This is a genomic window from Lentisphaera profundi, assembly GCF_028728065.1.
Classification (GTDB): domain Bacteria; phylum Verrucomicrobiota; class Lentisphaeria; order Lentisphaerales; family Lentisphaeraceae; genus Lentisphaera; species Lentisphaera profundi.
The window spans coordinates 1,998,969-2,014,545 of sequence record NZ_CP117811.1 but is presented as its reverse complement, the minus strand read 5'-3'; the positions used below and the strand labels follow the sequence as shown (position 1 = coordinate 2,014,545).

Here is a 15,577-nt window from a genome sequence, read left to right as displayed (position 1 = left end):
TAATGCGTGATGGCTTTAAAGCACGCCTAGTTTTAGTTACGACTTTTGCCGTACTATTCTTTTCGGTGCTTTTGGCGCGTTTTTATTATGTCCAAGTTCATCGTCATGATGAACTTTTAAGTAAAGCTCAAAAAAAATATACCGCCAAGCGTCTATCTAAAGGTCGACGTGGAATGATTTTTGATTCCACGCGTTCACCTGCCCCCAATATCTTAGCGATGACCAGAGTGACTTACGAGGTCTTTGCTGAACCGAGGCATATGGGTTCCAGGAAATGGGAAGTTTTTGAAATTCTCAAAAAAGAAACAGGGGTGAGTGATGCCTTACTTCGCCCTCGTTTTGAGAATGAAAAACTTGTTCAGTTAGTGGTAGCGAAGGGTGTTACTATTGATAAAGTGATGAAGCTTCGCGAAATGAAATTACCTGGCTTACATTATGAAGAATCCCAAAGTCGTTTCTATCCGAAAAATACCTTAGCATCTAATGTTTTGGGCTTTATGGGCCATAAGGGAAATGGGGTCATGGGCATCGAATCTAAATATGATAAGGAAATGACACCAACTAGTGGTGAAGTGGTTATTGAGCGCTCTCGCAGGAATAAAGAACTGCATACGCTAAAAAGCATCAATCCTAAGGATGGCTGGGATGTGTATCTAACAATTTCCGAGCCTATTCAGTCTTTTATGGAAGAAGAGTTAGATCGCCTAGTTTCAGAGATTCCTTGTAAGTCAGTCTATGCAATGATGACAGACCCGAGAACGGGTGGAATTTTAGCCATGGCCCAGCGACCCACCTTCAATCCGAATCAACGTTCGACCATGACTCGAGATAAGTATGCCAATCGCCTTTTAGAAGATGTATTTGAGCCAGGGTCGATTATGAAGGCCTGTAGTATTGCCGTGGTAATGAGTTTGAGAAATATTTCATTTAATGACCGTATTGATTGTGAAGATGGCATGTGGTTTCATTCGGGTAAGCCTTTGCGAGATGCGGGACACCATTATGGAACGATCCCCATTTGGCAGGTAATTCAAAAATCGAGTAATATTGGAACCGCAAAACTGGCAATTAGCGTTGGTAAAAATGCCATGTATGCAGGCTTGAGGCGCTTTGGTTTTGGAGAAAGAACAGGACTTAATTTAGGGACTGAGTCACGAGGGATTTTTCGTTCGGCTAATAAATGGGATGGTTTATCAATTAGTCGCATGCCTATTGGGCAGGGTATTGCTGTTACAGTACCGCAAATGATGCAGGCGTGGGGCGCTCTAGCCAATGATGGCAATATGATGCAGTTACGTGTTGTGGATAAAGTGAAGAAAGCTGGTACAGAGGAAGTCATTGAATATCCACCACTTCTTAAGCGAAGAGTTTTACCTTTGCGCGTCACTCAAGGAATGACAAACGCTTTAAAAACAGTAACACGAGATGGGGGTACCGCACCTAAGGCTCATGTGCCAGGCTATTATGTAGCAGGAAAGACAGGGACTTCACAAAAATGGGTCAATAACGCGTATTCAAATACAATTCACGTAGCTTCCTTTGTCGGTTACGCCCCTGCAGATAACCCAGCTTTTGTATTAATGGTTGTAGTGGATGAGCCTGCCTATAAGTACCGTTATGGTGGTACTGCCGCAGCACCAACTTTTAGACGTATAGCAGAAAAAACTTTGCGCTATTTAAATGTAAAACCTGACTTGCCAGAAGAAATCTCCGATGAAGTCAAGTAAAGAACTACTCAAATGCTTAGAGGCTTTGGAGCCTAAGGTAAGTTCAGGCTTGCCAGAATTTGTTGAAGGATTTAGTTCAGACTCAAGAAAGATTAAGAAAAACTATGTCTTTTCCGTTCTGAAAGGCCACTCCCTCGATGGCAGTAAATTTATTGCCGAAGCTTTAGCTAAAGGCGCTCGAGTGCTGCTTTGCGAAGAGTTCCTCGATGTGGCTATACCTCAGGTTTGTGTGAAAGACCTCAGGAAAGCCAATGCTAAACTTGCGCGATTTTTTCATGATGATGTTTGTGATAAATTGAAGATTATTGCAATAACAGGGACCAATGGCAAATCCAGTACGGCTTATATCCTCCAATATATCCTTAATGGCATGGGTGAGAAAGCCGCTATTATGGGGACTTTGGGTCAAGGTCTTAGTACAGAAATAAACCCCAGTGCTTTGACCACTCCGGGAGCGGAAGAACTCCATTCATTTTTTGAAGAGGTTCATCAAAAAGGTGCTAAATATGTAGTCTTGGAAGCCTCAAGTCATGGGCTAGATCAAATGCGTTTATATGGCTTAGCTTTTGAGGCCGTTTTATTTACTAATCTTAGTGAAGATCACCTTCAGTATCATGGTTCAATGGAAGAGTATTTTGACGTAAAAAAATCTTTGTTTGAGGATTATTATTCAAAAATCAAAGTAGTGAATGCCGATGATACTTATGGTACGCGTTTACTCGATCCAGCCACAAAAACTTTTTCTGAATCCATAGGTGCGGACTGTGTGATAACAGAGCAGGGCGTGATCTTCAATGAGACTGAAGTCGTCATGCCAAAGCTCCTTGGAGATTATAATTTATATAATGCTGCGGGCGCAATCCTTTTGGCGACAGAGTTATTGGGTAAGTCTTCAATACACAAGATAAAAAATATTATGCTAGGCTTTCCGGGAGTACCTGGTCGTTTAGAGGTTTTTGAGAAAGCGAATGGTGCAAAGCTCATAGTGGATTTTGCTCATTCACAAGAAGCCTTAGAGAAAGTGATAGGCGAAGTCCGTAAAATTTGTCTAGACAAATTATTTTTGGTTTTTGGTTGTGGGGGAGATCGCGATCGCAGCCGTAGGTATGGAATGGGACTTGCATCAGATTTGGCCGATGAGGTGACTTTAACAAATGATAATCCACGAAGTGAAGAGCCCTCGAAAATCATAGAAGATATCTTATCAACTAAACAAAGATCCGCAGAGATTATCTTGGGTCGGGAGCAAGCCATAAGAACAGCAAGTAGTGCCTTGGGTCCAGGAGATTGTTTGATCATCGCCGGCAAAGGGCATGAACAGACGCAGATATATAAGGATCATACAGTGGATTTTTGTGATAGAGATTTGTGTAGAAAAATTATTGAGGAAGAGAAAGCATGTTAGATTTTAATGACTTGTGCCAAGCAATAAGTGGAGAGGTCTTGGTAAAAGATAGAAATTTTGATGATTATACGACTTACGAGAGTGATACCCGAAAAGATTTGACTGGCGCGGTTTTTTTTGCTTTTGATGGCGATAACTTTGATGGGCATAATTATTTAGATCTTGCAGTGGAAAAGGGTTCGAGGCTTTTGATTGTCTCCAAAGAGGTCGAGTTGTTGGCTCAAGATTCTGTTGCGATGATAAAGGTACAAGATACGGTAAAAGCATGGCAGCAACTTGGGCATTATTTGTTGATGAAGCAAAGGAAAGCCAAGCGTTTTGCGGTGACGGGTAGTTCAGGTAAGACGAGTACCAATGCAGTACTATCCCAGTTACTTGAAAGCATTTTTCCCAAGAAAGTATTAAGCACCTTAGGCAATACAAATAATCATATTGGTGTAACGCAAAATATCGTTCGTCTCAAAGGCGAAGAAGAGTGTTTTAGTTTAGAGCTGGGAACTAACCATCCTGGTGAGATCGGGGATCTCGCCAAGATTGTCAAAGCACATGGAGCTATATTAACTTCAGTAGGAGCGTCACATATTGGTAATTTCACCGATGAAGAGGCGATTTTTGAGGAGAAAATAGATATTTTCCGTTATATGGAGGAAGAGGGCGTTGCTGTCGTTCCAGAAATTTTTTCCGAGAAAGTCAAGAAAGCCTTAAGTGATCGCCAAGATATCCGAGTGATATCATTTGGGAAAAGTGAAAAAGCCGATGTGCGTTTGTTGAACTATGAATTACTCATGGGGAAAAGTTTATTTACTGTTGAATTGCACAGTGGCGAGCAATTAGAATTAGAAACAAATCTTAGTGGCGAGCATCAGCTCTTAAATATTTGTGCTTGCTTGGCCTTGCTGGAGCTTTTTCAAAAGCAATGGTCCTTCAAAATAGAAGATTTAGTGCCGGTTATCCGTAATCTTGATTTACCAGGGATGCGCATGAAAACAGAGCAAGTTGGGGACAAGACCTTTGTTTTGGATTGTTATAATGCTAACCCCCAGAGTACAGCAGCTTTTTTGAAGTGGGTAAAAGAACTTTATTCTTCAGGAACTTTAGTTTTGGGAGATATGCTTGAGTTGGGAGATAAGGCGATGAGCTATCATCAGGCTATTTTTAATCAAGCGAAGGCAATGAAAGGCTTTGATTTGTTGACAGTCGGTGAATGTTTTAGTAAAGTGAATTCAGAAGGAAAAGCTTTTTTAAATAGTGATGAGGCAGGGGAGTATTTAAAGGCAAACATAAAAGCAGATGAGACCTTGTTTTTTAAGGCCTCGAGGGGTATACAGTTGGAAAAAATCTATCATAAATTCAGGGATTAATAAATGCTTTATTGGTTAAGTGAATACGAGAATTCGCCACTGCGAATTTTTAAATATTTAACATTTCGTTCTGCGGGTGCTGCGGCATTAGCTTTTTTAATTGTGGTGATCTTTGCGCCGGCAATGATTCGCTTTTTGAAAGAGTTTGCTATTGCGCCTCAGCGTTTGGCGGGTTTTGTCTCCGAAGAAGAGTTATGTGAAATCAAAGGTAAAACTCCTGCGATGGGAGGGATTCTCATTATCCTTGCAGTCTTGGTGTCGACTTTGTTATGGGCACGCTTGGACCTAATGGTGACGCGCTTGTGCTTGATGGTGATGCTGAGTTTTGGCTTGTTGGGCTTTTGGGATGACTTTCGAAAAGTACGTAGGATGAAAGGACCTTTAGGCAATGATGGTGTCTCTGGTAAGCTACGGTTATTTGCCGAAATGATTATTGCGATTGCCGCAATTTTTATTTTGTTTCGCGCGCCTGATACTCGGGATAGTGCACCTCTCTTAACGATACCTTTCATGAAAGAAGCCTTGTTATATATGCCCATGTGGGTAGCTATGATTTATGGAGTTTTTGTACTCTGGGGAACGGGCAATGGCGTCAATATAAGTGATGGTATGGATGGCTTAGCGACAGGTGCGATGATTATTTCGATGATGAGCTATATGATAATTGCCTATCTCTGTGGTAATATGACTTATTCTGAATATTTGAGTACGCCTTATATCAAAGGTTGCGGTGAAGCTGCGGTGTTTGGTGCAGCCATTGTCGGAGCGTGCATGGGTTTTTTATGGTATAATAGTAAGCCCGCAGCAATGTTTATGGGAGATACGGGTAGCTTAGCTCTAGGTGGATCTCTAGGGATTATGGCTATTATTGTGAAGCAAGAAATGATCTTGCCTATTATTGGTGGCGTCTTTGTCATGGAAGCGGGCTCATCACTCTTACAAACTCTGTACTACAAAGCGACTGGCGGCAAAAGAATTTTTCTGATGGCACCAGTTCATCACCACTTTCAAAAAAAGGGTTGGTCTGAGACCCAGATTGTCACGCGCTTTTGGATTATTGGAGCCATCTGTGCTGCAGTAGGTTTAGCAACTTTAAAAATAAGGTAAAAAATGAAAAAAATACTTCTTATCATTAGTTTGATCTCTTTAGTTTCATGTGGTTTCTTGGCTCCTGTTGAGAGCGACCCGAAATGGCGTTTGACAGCTTACGAAATTTACGATGGGGCATATAGCTTAGAATGCTATTACAAATTAAGTGCGACTGAGCGCGTCGAGTTTCCGGCGACTGGTTTGCGTTTAAATAAACCTTTAGAGACCACTGGCGAAGTGGATGGTTGGGAGTATGAATTAGAGGCGACTGCCGTGGTTCACGAAGGGGCCTTAATTGTTTACTATGAAGTAAAAATGACTAAAGGCGGCTTGGTGAAACGAGGTGCAGGAGCGATTTATCCACGTCAATAGTTTTTGTGGAAGCAGACGAAATATCATTAACTTAATGTAAGATAGAGCGCTATGACTTTTTAATTGAATGAATAAAGTCAAGTGCTAGAGCCTTGAGCGATATAGGGGCTTGTAGAATAGCTGTACTCCCCCTAGATTCAGCGAATTAATTATAATTGGAGAAACATATTGTTAGGCTTTTTGAAAAAGATATTTGGAGCTAGTGAAGCCCCAGTGAAAGCAGCAGAGGCAAAAAAGCCCCAGGCTCAACAAGACTCGACTCAAAATAAGAAAAAAAACGAGCACCAAAAACCACAGAGAAACACAGCGTCACAAGCGCCAAAAAATACGTCTTCGCAGTCACATAAAAAAGACTCTGGCCAATCACAAGAAAACGGCTCGTCACAATCACGGAAGCCACGCCATAATCAGAACAATAATAACATGGGCAAGCATCAAAAGCAGGGTTCTGATAAACCTTCACACAGCCCCAGACACAATAATGTAAACGTGACGCCATTAACTCCGGCTAAAGCGGATAACTCATGGATTAATCCCGGCGAAATTCCTCAAGAAGAATCTAAGACAGCCTTTTTGTCAATGGATTTATGTCCGGCAGTACAACGTGCCATTTACGATATGGATTTCAAATTCTGTACTCCCGTACAAGAAGGCGTTTTACCCATTTCTTTAAAGAGCCAAGATGTAGCGGCAAAAGCGCAGACGGGTACCGGTAAAACAGCGGCATTTTTGATTTCCATGTATAACCATTTTGTCAATAATCCACAGACAGAAGTTAAAGCCGGTACACCTCGTGCACTGATTTTAGCTCCTACACGTGAATTAGCCTTACAGATTGGTCAAGATGCTATCGGCTTAGGTAAGTATTGCGATATTCGCGTCGAAACTTTCTTTGGCGGTATGGATTTTGATAAGCAAGCTCAGGTTTTACGCGGACGTGTTGATATTGCGGTTGCAACTCCAGGTCGTTTAATGGACTATCACCGTCGCAAAATGATTAACCTTAGTGAAGTTGAGTTCCTTTGTATTGACGAAGCTGACCGCATGCTTGATATGGGTTTTATTCCTGATGTTCGTAGAATCGTTGGTTATTTACCTGGTCGCGAGAAGAGAATTACTCAACTATATTCTGCCACCCTCAGTCAATCTGTTTTGGATTTGGCATCGAGCTGGCTCAGTGATGACTATGTAAAAATCGAGATTAATCCCGAGACTATAGTTTCGAAAAATGTCACTCAAAAAGTTTTCACTGTTACCGCAAATCAAAAAGAAAATGTCATCTTATGGCACCTCAAGAATGAGCCTGTGAGTAGAATGATTATTTTTGCTAATAGGAAATTCGATTGTGAACGTTTAGCGGATAAACTTTATCAATATGGCATCGATAAACTCGAATTGCTTACAGGTGATATACCACAGAAAAAACGTATGCGTATTCTTGAAGAGTTTCGTGCAGGTACTGTACAGGTCTTAGTAGCAACTGATGTTGCTGGTCGTGGTATTCACGTTGATGATGTAAGTCACGTTGTCAATTATGAACTTCCTTATGAGCCAGAAGATTATGTTCACCGTGTAGGTCGTACAGGTCGAGCCTCAGCTACGGGCAAGGCGATTAGTTTTGCCGATGAGAATAGTGGTTTTGAATTGCCAGAAATTGAATGCTACATCGAAATGCAGCTCCCTGCAGAAGTTCCTGCAGAAGGAATGACTGATGCTCATGAGAAAATGCACGGCAATAGTAAATTTGTTCAAAAACGTAGTGGAAATAAGCATGGTGGCAATCGCGGTGGCGGTGGATCTCGTCATCAAGAACGCAGTGGCGGACATCATCGCAATAAGCGTCGCTAAAAGTTTTTAAGTTCTTTCTGTAAGCCTCATTTCTAGCGAAATGAGGCTTTTTTGTTTATCCTTAAACGGGGCACCGCCCCTTAGTCGTCTAATTAGGATGTTTAGATCACAGGCCTATCGTCTGTCTAAGGCTACTTTTCCTTGTTACTCACAGAACACCTGTCTCCGATTTTCCTTGTCGTCTGTCTAAGGCTACCTTTCCTTGTTACTCACAGAACACCTGTCCCCGATGTTCTCCTGATAGTACGCTTAGCCAAGTACCGCACTGAATAATATCAGCGTGGAAATTTGGCAAAGAACGAGGCAATGACCTTTATTGAAGTTTCACACAAACAAAAAAAGGAAATTACCTCATGGAAATGTATAACTCAAAAACGAAATATCATTGTGGAATTGACCTTCACAAGTCATCTGCTCATATTTGTGTCATGGACAAGGAAGGAAATATAATGCTGCATAAAAACATCCGAGATAATAATTTTGTCTATATGAAGAAGGTCTTGGCGCCTTATGTCGATGACCTCACTATTGCTTGTGAGAGCACTTATAATTGGTACCCTCTTGCAGATTTTTGTCGTTCAGAGAATATTGAATTCACTCTTGGTCATGCGCTCTATATGAAATCTATTCACGGAGGAAAAGCTAAAAACGATAAAATTGATAGCAAAAAAATCACTGATTTATTACGCACGAATTTATTGCCTCACGCCTATGCTTGCCCAGCAGAATACCGCTCTCATAGAGACCTCTTACGAAGGCGTATAAAGTTAGTGCAGTCCAAGTCTGGAATATCAGTCTACATGAATATTTTTGAGCAACAAAACGAGCTAAAAGAAAGTACTTTATACATGAGGTCAAAACCAGATAAACTAGAAAATCTAGTAGAATATCAGGACTTTTCTGGGATAGGTGGCATCGCGATGGAACGGAACTATCAGCTCAACACAAATCTATTGATGGCTTATACAAAAGAGTTGATCGCAGTGGATAAAGATCTCAAAGAATTAACTTTAAATAGTGCCTACAATGAAGAATTTGAAATAGTAAAGTCAATGCCTGGAGTAGGCGATACCCTTGGTATGGTCATTATCTATGAAACTCACGACATCAAAAGGTTTAAAAGCCCAGGTAAGTATTCAAGTTATTGTCGAGTGATTAAATGTAAAAAAGAAAGTGCGGGTAAAAGTTATGGTTATAGTGGAGCAAAAATAGGTAATCCATTTTTAAAATGGGCCTATAGTCAGGCTGCCGTACTATCAAAAAGAAACCCTTTGATGAAAGCTTTTTCACATGACCTAATAAGGCAACACGGCGAACGTAAAGCTAGAGCTATTTACACTCATAAGATTTGTCGATCCATTTATTTCATGCTCCAGAGAAAACAAAAATTTGATCCCATTGATTTTTTTGGAAGACAAAAATATGAACGTTTACAAAGACTCAATAATTAAAAAATCTGGAGTCTTTTGCAGTGAAGCCGTCATTGGGGACTTGGACTTTGAGCCTCTATCACCTGATTAGATCGCTGTAAAAGATTTCTTTAAATCAAAAGAAGTTTAGATGATGACTCACCCCTTACTGAGCCCGCTATGTACTGGACGATTCCACATGATAGAATTGAGCCTTGATTTACACCTGAGCCCGCTATGTACTGGACGATTCCACATGATAGAATTGAGCCTTGATTTACACCTGAATAGGACAGCGAGGGATTGACCGCAAGTAGTTTCTAAGGCGTCGGTTAGCAGCTAAAAAGAAAAGCTGAATAGATCGACAGGGCTCCTTTAAAGCCTTTGACCTTATATGGATGTCTGGAGGGACTTCACATTAAGTGAAAGACCCGTACCCGAAAAGAAGAAACAAAGATGAGCTGAACTAAACATTTTTAAGCACAAGTCGTTTTGAAAATCAAAAAAACGGATACAAAGATTTATTGTCTACTTGACAAATTTGGCTAAATGGATGTAAAAGATTTCTTTAAATCAAAAGAAGTTTAGATGATGACTCACCCCTTACTGAGCCCGCTATGTACTGGACGATTCCACATGATAGAATTGAGCCTTGATTTACACCTGAATAGGACAGCGAGGGATTGACCGCAAGTAGTTTCTAAGGCGTCGGTTAGCAGCTAAAAAGAAAAGCTGAATAGATCGACAGGGCTCCTTTAAAGCCTTTGACCTTATATGGATGTCTGGAGGGACTTCACATTAAGTGAAAGACCCGTACCCGAAAAGAAGAAACAAAGATGAGCTGAACTAAACATTTTTAAGCACAAGTCGTTTTGAAAATCAAAAAAACGGATACAAAGATTTATTGTCTACTTGACAAATTTGGCTAAATGGATGTCCCCGATGTTCTCCTGTCCCCGATGTTCCTCTTCATAGTTGCGCTTTTTAATATTTAAATTAGCGAGCCCAACCTGCCGATAATATACGATCACTCTCTGAAGCGACTATTTCAAAGCTGAAAACTATCATGGTCTCAAAAGGTTTCAGCTCAGTGGGTTAAGGCGAAGACTTGCCTAGGTGATAGGGCGTGCCCGAGGAGCTTTATGACTACTTAGGCCATTCACAAATAAAACCATTTAGACTTTGCCAATTGTTATTGACATCGCTAAAATGATTTTTATAAAGCAAGCCATAATATTGTCCTTTTGAACCACCTTTCGGACCATCAGGTTGCCCTGGGTACCAATTAATATATGTCATTTTTTCTTTAGTAATCCATTCCCAATTACCCGATAAATTCATGTCAGACTTTCCTATGAAAGCTAATTGTCCTTCAGGTAAGTTTGGGAGGGATAAAACATGAGACATTTCATTTTCATTGGTAATGGTAACTAAATGCCCACCCATTTCACGGCATTGCTGCTGTGCTTGCTCCCAAGTCACATCTATGCCTGTAGGAAAAAACTTATAATAATTACCCGTGCTTTTACAGAATGAAGCCAGCTTATGATTTGTTTTTCTTATCAAAGCAGAGGTCTTGTATCCAAGACCTTTTTCGATTTTTTCAATCGTAATGCTTTTATGCTTCTCGTCATTTTCATTCACTTTAAGCATCTTGTCATTAGTAACTCCAGCAACAACCGTAGGCAGCTCAACTGTTTCAGTTTTAGCAAGGGTAGCGGGTTTGTCGATTTTCAGACTGAGCATGTAAGCGTTTGTGTCTTTAGCAGAGGCAAGATCTTTTTTACGCATATAAGACCTAATAAGTTCTTTCGCATCGACTTTAGTTTTCTCTATTTGTTCTTGAAGCTGTTTTTGGTATCCGACTTCAATTTTATCCATACGCTTCTTAAAAGCGGCTAAAAGCTTTTTGTACTCGGGTGGTGTTGCCGTTGTGGGTTTATTATCTCTGATAATATCATCCATATAAGTAGCGCTATCTAAGTTTGCCGATTCCATGAATTTATTTTGTAGTTTAATTTCAAGCTCACAAAGCTTTGTCTTCAAGCTTTCACAACTACTATTGTACTTTTTGCCCAAAACCTTTGTCTTGAGTTCGTGAGTCTGCTTTAATTCATCGAGTGTGCCTTGAGCCCAAGTAGCTGTCGTTAGGCTAAGCATTAATGCCATTAGAATTGTTTTCATATTCCCTCTATAATTAATTGCTTCAAAATAGAGTAATATGGCGATTTCTCAACTCATTAATCTATTTAGATTATGCGGTTTCAGCGGAAATTAGACATTTGGCCTTTTTCTCTTAATGGGGTCATGGGGGGAGGTATGGGTACAGGAAAATAAGGAGACTTTTTTAGGAAATGGGTAAATTAGGACAAAGTAGTAGCTCCTTGATGCGTGTTAGAATTCTTCTAATTGCTTATATGAAACTGAGATTACTGGAAGTTTTTATATCATGTAAAAGTCCGTAAAGTACTAAGCAATATTATCGAGTCAAAATAATTCTGAATGAGACCCGATTCTAACCAATGATAAATCTTTACCATCGACTGTATAAATTAAAAGTAGGTCGGGTTTAATATGACATTCCCGATAAGCTTTATAGTTTCCAGTTAGATCATGGTCTTTGTACTTTTGGTCTAAAGGCGTTTGACTTTGAAGTGTCGATATGATTTTGAAAATGTTGCTTAAATCTTCAATCGGAAGCTTACGAGCTTTCTTAAAATCCTTTTTGAATTGACTACCATATACGAGTTCAAGCATCCTGAATATCTACACCCAAGTCACTGAATAGTTCTGTGGCATCCTTGACTCTAGTTCCCTTGCCACTTTCTAACTCTTCCATAGCTTGACGAGTTACAGCGTTAGGTTGCTTAACTTTTAACTGGAAGGGAATACCGCCATAGTTGATAACAGCTTTAGCAAACAGTTTAATAGCTTGTGATGGACTTAAACCTAAATCATCACAGATGTTGGTGAACTCAACTTTTAAGTCATGTTCGATTCTAGTACTAATCAATTCCGTTTTCATAATGTAACCTGATGTATTGTTATATATTACATAGTAATACATTAGCATGGTAATATCAAATGGCTTTATGATATAAAATATCTTGTGTAACTCTTGTATACTGAGGAAAATAAGGGGGCAGGTGATTTTGAAGTACTAACATCCAAGATTTTTTTTCAGTTTGTACAGCACTGGATTTTACACTTTTTTCTATGTTTGAAGTTCAAAATATGGGCTAATAAAATAAAAGCGACTCCCAAAGGTACTGATCGAAAATTATCTTCTAACTCTATATTTTCTTGAGTAGAACTTAGATTAAAAGACGGTAAATCAGTCTTAGTTTCAGGCTGTGTTACTATTAAGTCACAATCACTGCATTCTACTAGAGTAATATTTTGTTTTAAATCATGAGGACAGCATGGTTCTTGTCTAAAAGTGCCATAGCTAGTTAAACTAAGTCCTATGATGCCCAAAAATAATACAAGTTTTGAATTGTATTTAAAGTAAGATCTTAGAAAGACAGGAATACCTATTATCAAAGCGACGATAAGCATTAAGTGATGAAAGAGTGGGTGACTAAAATATTGACTTAACCAAACTCCTGAAAACATGAGAATCCATGGCATGAAGAGGCAGTGTATAAGACAGATTATTGAGGCAATACTACCGATAAGGTCGGCATTAAGTTTTTTTAGCATAGTTAGAGTTCCGATTCATTTATATTGATATTGATAATTCATTATCAATAACTATAGCTTGTGTTTACTCTCTATTCAAGATGAATTTTTAAGCCAAAAAAAATCAAAGACTGGTTATAGAAAAGGGATAATTCAAAAGTGTCTCAAATAGTTTTTCTTTTTCTGTTTTTAAGGAGTCAAAAGGAAGGTAAAAAATTCACTTTCACTTTAAGCTGCGACGGAAATTAATGTAAGAGCTGTCCCATGTGTTTTTTATTAGCGGGCATACGCCCGCATCGGAAATACTCTAAATTAGCTATTACGCCAAATTAAGGTTTTTTGAAGAGAGAAAGACCATTCGAATCTAGAACTTCTGCCTCGATTTTAATTATAATCGGCTTACCATTAAAAGTTATATTAATTTCAGAATTTTTACCGTTCTCGGTGACTAAAGAGAAGCTAGCTTCGCTAGACTCGATAGCCAGAATATGATTTCCAATGGACTGGCCATCCACTTTTAACTCATGTTGAGAGATTTTTGAATCCGCCATTTTAGTTATCAGCACTTTACCACTTAGGTGAACTTGTCCCGCAAATTTAGGAAGTCGTACTAAGGAAGGTGTGACTTCCAAGGAAATGCCAAGCTCAGTCGGCTCACCAAATACTGGTTTACTAGAAACGACTTCAAGGCCCTTTCCTTTTTCTATTGCCTTAGGTTTCTGCCAGCTTTTGGGAAGATAGCGCTCTTGTACAATTCTAATTGTAGCTGTCTGATCTTCCTTGGTAATGACTGCCGGAGCAGTTAGGATATCTACTCCCTCAATAATTTGGCTCTTAATTACGATTTGTTTTTGGTCTATATCCTTAACTAGATGTTTAGCGTTTTGCGCAGTCTCAGTTGCGATGGATTCTGAAGTTGCAAAGCCTGTACTTAACAAGCCTAATAATAAAACTACTGCCGCAATGTAACTAAAGTTATTGTATTTTTTGCCAATCATTGTTATTCTCCGTTTTAATTGCTTTTTATTTTGACTTAGGTAGGTGATGCCCTGGCTTCGAGGCCACATCGGTAAATTGGGGAACTCTAAAACCTTGATTAAAGTAGATGCATAGGCTTTAGGTTCATTTAGGTAAGAGATCGCCTGTGCATCACAAGCTTGCTCCTGTAATTCCTGTGTACGGGCTCGAAACCACCAGACTAGAGGGTTATACCAATTGAGGATTTGAATTGTCAAAAAGAAATAATCCCACCAATTATCAGCATTTTTGAGATGGGTTAATTCGTGTAAAAAGACATGTTCAAGTTCTTCGTTACTTAGTTCATTTACCAAGCCAAGCGGTAGAATGATTTCTGGCTCAAGTAATCCGTAAAGTGCCGGACTGGCTAGATGAGTACATTCACTTAGTCCAAGGAATCGATTGACTCCAACGCGTTTTCGGCAGTCATTGAGCAGCGTTGTAGTTGATTCCTGCAAAAGAGGTACCCGCGAATTTAATTTCTTATGTTGCTTGAGGCTAAAATAAGCAGAAAGTCCTAAACACAGGAGGACACCACTCAACCAGATTTTGAAAAGGGGCCATTGAGATTTTTTTGAGATACTGACAATCGTTAAATTATTTATCGGATTCACTTGCTCTGGTTTTATGGATGGCTCCGATTTAATCGACAAAGGGCTTACGGACTGAGTAAGTATGGGAACATCTTTAGAAAAGTGACTTAAGCTTAGGCTAGCTAAAAAGAGCCCGGGTAATAAAAACCTCAAGAAAACTAATTTATGCAACAGTAATTTTGATCCAGGGCTTAGATAAGGTCTCAAGATAACTAAAGTAAAGGTCAGACCTAGGAGTAATAAACTACCTTGAATCAGTGCCTCACTGAGATAATTCACGATTGATTCTCATCGAGTAGTTTGCGCAATAAATCAGCTTCTTCTTTACTGATCTTTTTACTTCCCGCAAAATGCGAGAGCATCGGCATCAAGGATCCACCAAAAAATTGCTCTAAAAAACCTTCACTCACTTCCGCTAAACATTGTTCTTCACTCACCTTGGCGAAATAAGTATAAGTGCGTCCTTCTTGTGTAAAATCTAGTGCCTGCTTTTTTACGAGGCGGCTTATCAAAGTTTGCATTGTCTTAGGTTTCCAGTCTGTTCTTTCAGTTAGTTCTGAAATGATCATTTTGGATGCTAGGGGTTCTTTACTTGCCCAAATGACACGCATCACTTCAAATTCTGCATCGGATATATTCATATTCAACCTTATTGGATTACTCTTGTAGTCCAATAAGACTACATCTGTAATCTCAGTGGTCAAGCAATATTCAAAAAAAAACGAAGAGCAGGTCTTGGTTTTACTATATATCCTGAATCCGTGAGATGTGTAAGTCGATTATGAATCCATTTTCTTGTTACGTTCTGCAAGCGCGGCTTGGATTTCTAAACAACGTTCTTCATCTAGTGGGTAGTAGAGGGTGAAGATTAAGGAAATAGCGCAGAGTAGTAAAGGCAATGCAATTTCGACCGCACGCATCCAGAAAAGAGTTTGCGGACTTTGCAAAGTGAGGGACTGACTGTGCCAGAGGCTGGAGCTTAAGTCTGATTGAATGGATGGTCTATCATCTTTAGTGAGATCAATAGATTTAAGCTCTTGTCGAATAGTCTGACTGAAGACTAATAGCTGCGTAT

General features: G+C 39.6%; 14 protein-coding genes. 7 read left to right on the top strand and 7 right to left on the bottom strand.

Going from position 1 to position 15,577, the window contains the following annotated elements:
- The first annotated feature begins 2 nt into the window (after positions 1–2).
- From PQO03_RS08090 to PQO03_RS08060, 7 genes are all read left to right on the top strand, one after another.
- On the top strand, positions 3–1,727 hold the full coding sequence (locus tag PQO03_RS08090) for a peptidoglycan D,D-transpeptidase FtsI family protein (RefSeq protein ID WP_274149394.1): 1,725 nt from the start codon (positions 3–5) through the stop codon (positions 1,725–1,727).
- Complete coding sequence (locus tag PQO03_RS08085; protein WP_274149392.1) at positions 1,714–3,132, top strand: UDP-N-acetylmuramoyl-L-alanyl-D-glutamate--2,6-diaminopimelate ligase; 1,419 nt, start codon at positions 1,714–1,716, stop codon at positions 3,130–3,132. The genes PQO03_RS08090 and PQO03_RS08085 overlap by 14 nt, the downstream gene beginning before the upstream one ends.
- Positions 3,126–4,493, top strand: a complete 1,368-nt coding sequence (locus PQO03_RS08080; RefSeq protein WP_274149391.1) for a UDP-N-acetylmuramoyl-tripeptide--D-alanyl-D-alanine ligase — start codon at positions 3,126–3,128, stop codon at positions 4,491–4,493. The genes PQO03_RS08085 and PQO03_RS08080 overlap by 7 nt, the downstream gene beginning before the upstream one ends.
- A 3-nt stretch (positions 4,494–4,496) precedes the next feature.
- A complete protein-coding gene (gene mraY, locus PQO03_RS08075; RefSeq protein WP_274149390.1) occupies positions 4,497–5,600 on the top strand; it encodes a phospho-N-acetylmuramoyl-pentapeptide-transferase in 1,104 nt (367 codons plus the stop codon).
- Between the two features lie 3 nt (positions 5,601–5,603).
- Positions 5,604–5,954: a hypothetical protein gene (locus tag PQO03_RS08070; RefSeq protein ID WP_274149389.1), complete on the top strand. Its 351-nt coding sequence runs from the start codon at positions 5,604–5,606 to the stop codon at positions 5,952–5,954.
- A 180-nt stretch (positions 5,955–6,134) separates the two neighbouring features.
- Complete coding sequence (locus tag PQO03_RS08065; protein WP_274149388.1) at positions 6,135–7,802, top strand: DEAD/DEAH box helicase; 1,668 nt, start codon at positions 6,135–6,137, stop codon at positions 7,800–7,802.
- Between the two features lie 353 nt (positions 7,803–8,155).
- Positions 8,156–9,253, top strand: a complete 1,098-nt coding sequence (locus PQO03_RS08060; RefSeq protein WP_274149387.1) for an IS110 family transposase — start codon at positions 8,156–8,158, stop codon at positions 9,251–9,253.
- A 1,104-nt stretch (positions 9,254–10,357) separates the two neighbouring features.
- On the opposite strand, the gene PQO03_RS08055 is transcribed toward PQO03_RS08060, so the two are convergent.
- The 7 genes from PQO03_RS08055 to PQO03_RS08025 all read right to left on the bottom strand — a co-directional run bounded on the left by PQO03_RS08055 (position 10,358) and on the right by PQO03_RS08025 (position 15,422).
- Positions 10,358–11,395, bottom strand: a complete 1,038-nt coding sequence (locus PQO03_RS08055; RefSeq protein ID WP_274149385.1) for a C-type lectin domain-containing protein — start codon at positions 11,393–11,395, stop codon at positions 10,358–10,360.
- A 303-nt stretch (positions 11,396–11,698) separates the two neighbouring features.
- Positions 11,699–11,968, bottom strand: a complete 270-nt coding sequence (locus PQO03_RS08050; RefSeq protein ID WP_274149384.1) for a type II toxin-antitoxin system RelE/ParE family toxin — start codon at positions 11,966–11,968, stop codon at positions 11,699–11,701.
- Complete coding sequence (locus PQO03_RS08045) at positions 11,961–12,236, bottom strand: type II toxin-antitoxin system RelB/DinJ family antitoxin (RefSeq protein WP_274149383.1); 276 nt, start codon at positions 12,234–12,236, stop codon at positions 11,961–11,963. Before PQO03_RS08045 ends, PQO03_RS08050 begins: the two co-directional genes overlap by 8 nt.
- A 155-nt stretch (positions 12,237–12,391) precedes the next feature.
- Positions 12,392–12,913: a MerC domain-containing protein gene (locus PQO03_RS08040; protein ID WP_274149381.1), complete on the bottom strand. Its 522-nt coding sequence runs from the start codon at positions 12,911–12,913 to the stop codon at positions 12,392–12,394.
- A gap of 308 nt (positions 12,914–13,221) precedes the next feature.
- The gene (locus tag PQO03_RS08035; protein ID WP_274149379.1) at positions 13,222–14,781 is read right to left on the bottom strand and encodes a M56 family metallopeptidase; all 1,560 of its coding nucleotides are present in this window, start codon (positions 14,779–14,781) and stop codon (positions 13,222–13,224) included.
- Entirely contained in the window at positions 14,778–15,143 is a 366-nt protein-coding gene (locus PQO03_RS08030; protein WP_274149378.1) for a BlaI/MecI/CopY family transcriptional regulator, read from the bottom strand. The genes PQO03_RS08035 and PQO03_RS08030 overlap by 4 nt, the downstream gene beginning before the upstream one ends.
- Positions 15,144–15,281: 138 nt before the next feature.
- Complete coding sequence (locus PQO03_RS08025) at positions 15,282–15,422, bottom strand: hypothetical protein (protein ID WP_274149377.1); 141 nt, start codon at positions 15,420–15,422, stop codon at positions 15,282–15,284.
- Positions 15,423–15,577 lie beyond the last annotated feature (155 nt).

What these genes read in the sequence shown, in the direction of transcription:
- PQO03_RS08090 (WP_274149394.1), top strand. Translation starts at nt 3, where the DNA reads ATGCGTGATGGCTTTAAAGCACGCCTAGTTTTAGTTACGACTTTTGCC.
- PQO03_RS08085 (WP_274149392.1), top strand. Translation starts at nt 1,714, where the DNA reads ATGAAGTCAAGTAAAGAACTACTCAAATGCTTAGAGGCTTTGGAGCCT.
- PQO03_RS08080 (WP_274149391.1), top strand. Translation starts at nt 3,126, where the DNA reads ATGTTAGATTTTAATGACTTGTGCCAAGCAATAAGTGGAGAGGTCTTG.
- mraY (WP_274149390.1), top strand. Translation starts at nt 4,497, where the DNA reads ATGCTTTATTGGTTAAGTGAATACGAGAATTCGCCACTGCGAATTTTT.
- PQO03_RS08070 (WP_274149389.1), top strand. Translation starts at nt 5,604, where the DNA reads ATGAAAAAAATACTTCTTATCATTAGTTTGATCTCTTTAGTTTCATGT.
- PQO03_RS08060 (WP_274149387.1), top strand. Translation starts at nt 8,156, where the DNA reads ATGGAAATGTATAACTCAAAAACGAAATATCATTGTGGAATTGACCTT.
- PQO03_RS08055 (WP_274149385.1), bottom strand. Translation starts at nt 11,395, where the DNA reads ATGAAAACAATTCTAATGGCATTAATGCTTAGCCTAACGACAGCTACT.
- PQO03_RS08050 (WP_274149384.1), bottom strand. Translation starts at nt 11,968, where the DNA reads ATGCTTGAACTCGTATATGGTAGTCAATTCAAAAAGGATTTTAAGAAA.
- PQO03_RS08045 (WP_274149383.1), bottom strand. Translation starts at nt 12,236, where the DNA reads ATGAAAACGGAATTGATTAGTACTAGAATCGAACATGACTTAAAAGTT.
- PQO03_RS08040 (WP_274149381.1), bottom strand. Translation starts at nt 12,913, where the DNA reads ATGCTAAAAAAACTTAATGCCGACCTTATCGGTAGTATTGCCTCAATA.
- PQO03_RS08030 (WP_274149378.1), bottom strand. Translation starts at nt 15,143, where the DNA reads ATGAATATATCCGATGCAGAATTTGAAGTGATGCGTGTCATTTGGGCA.
- PQO03_RS08025 (WP_274149377.1), bottom strand. Translation starts at nt 15,422, where the DNA reads ATGCGTGCGGTCGAAATTGCATTGCCTTTACTACTCTGCGCTATTTCC.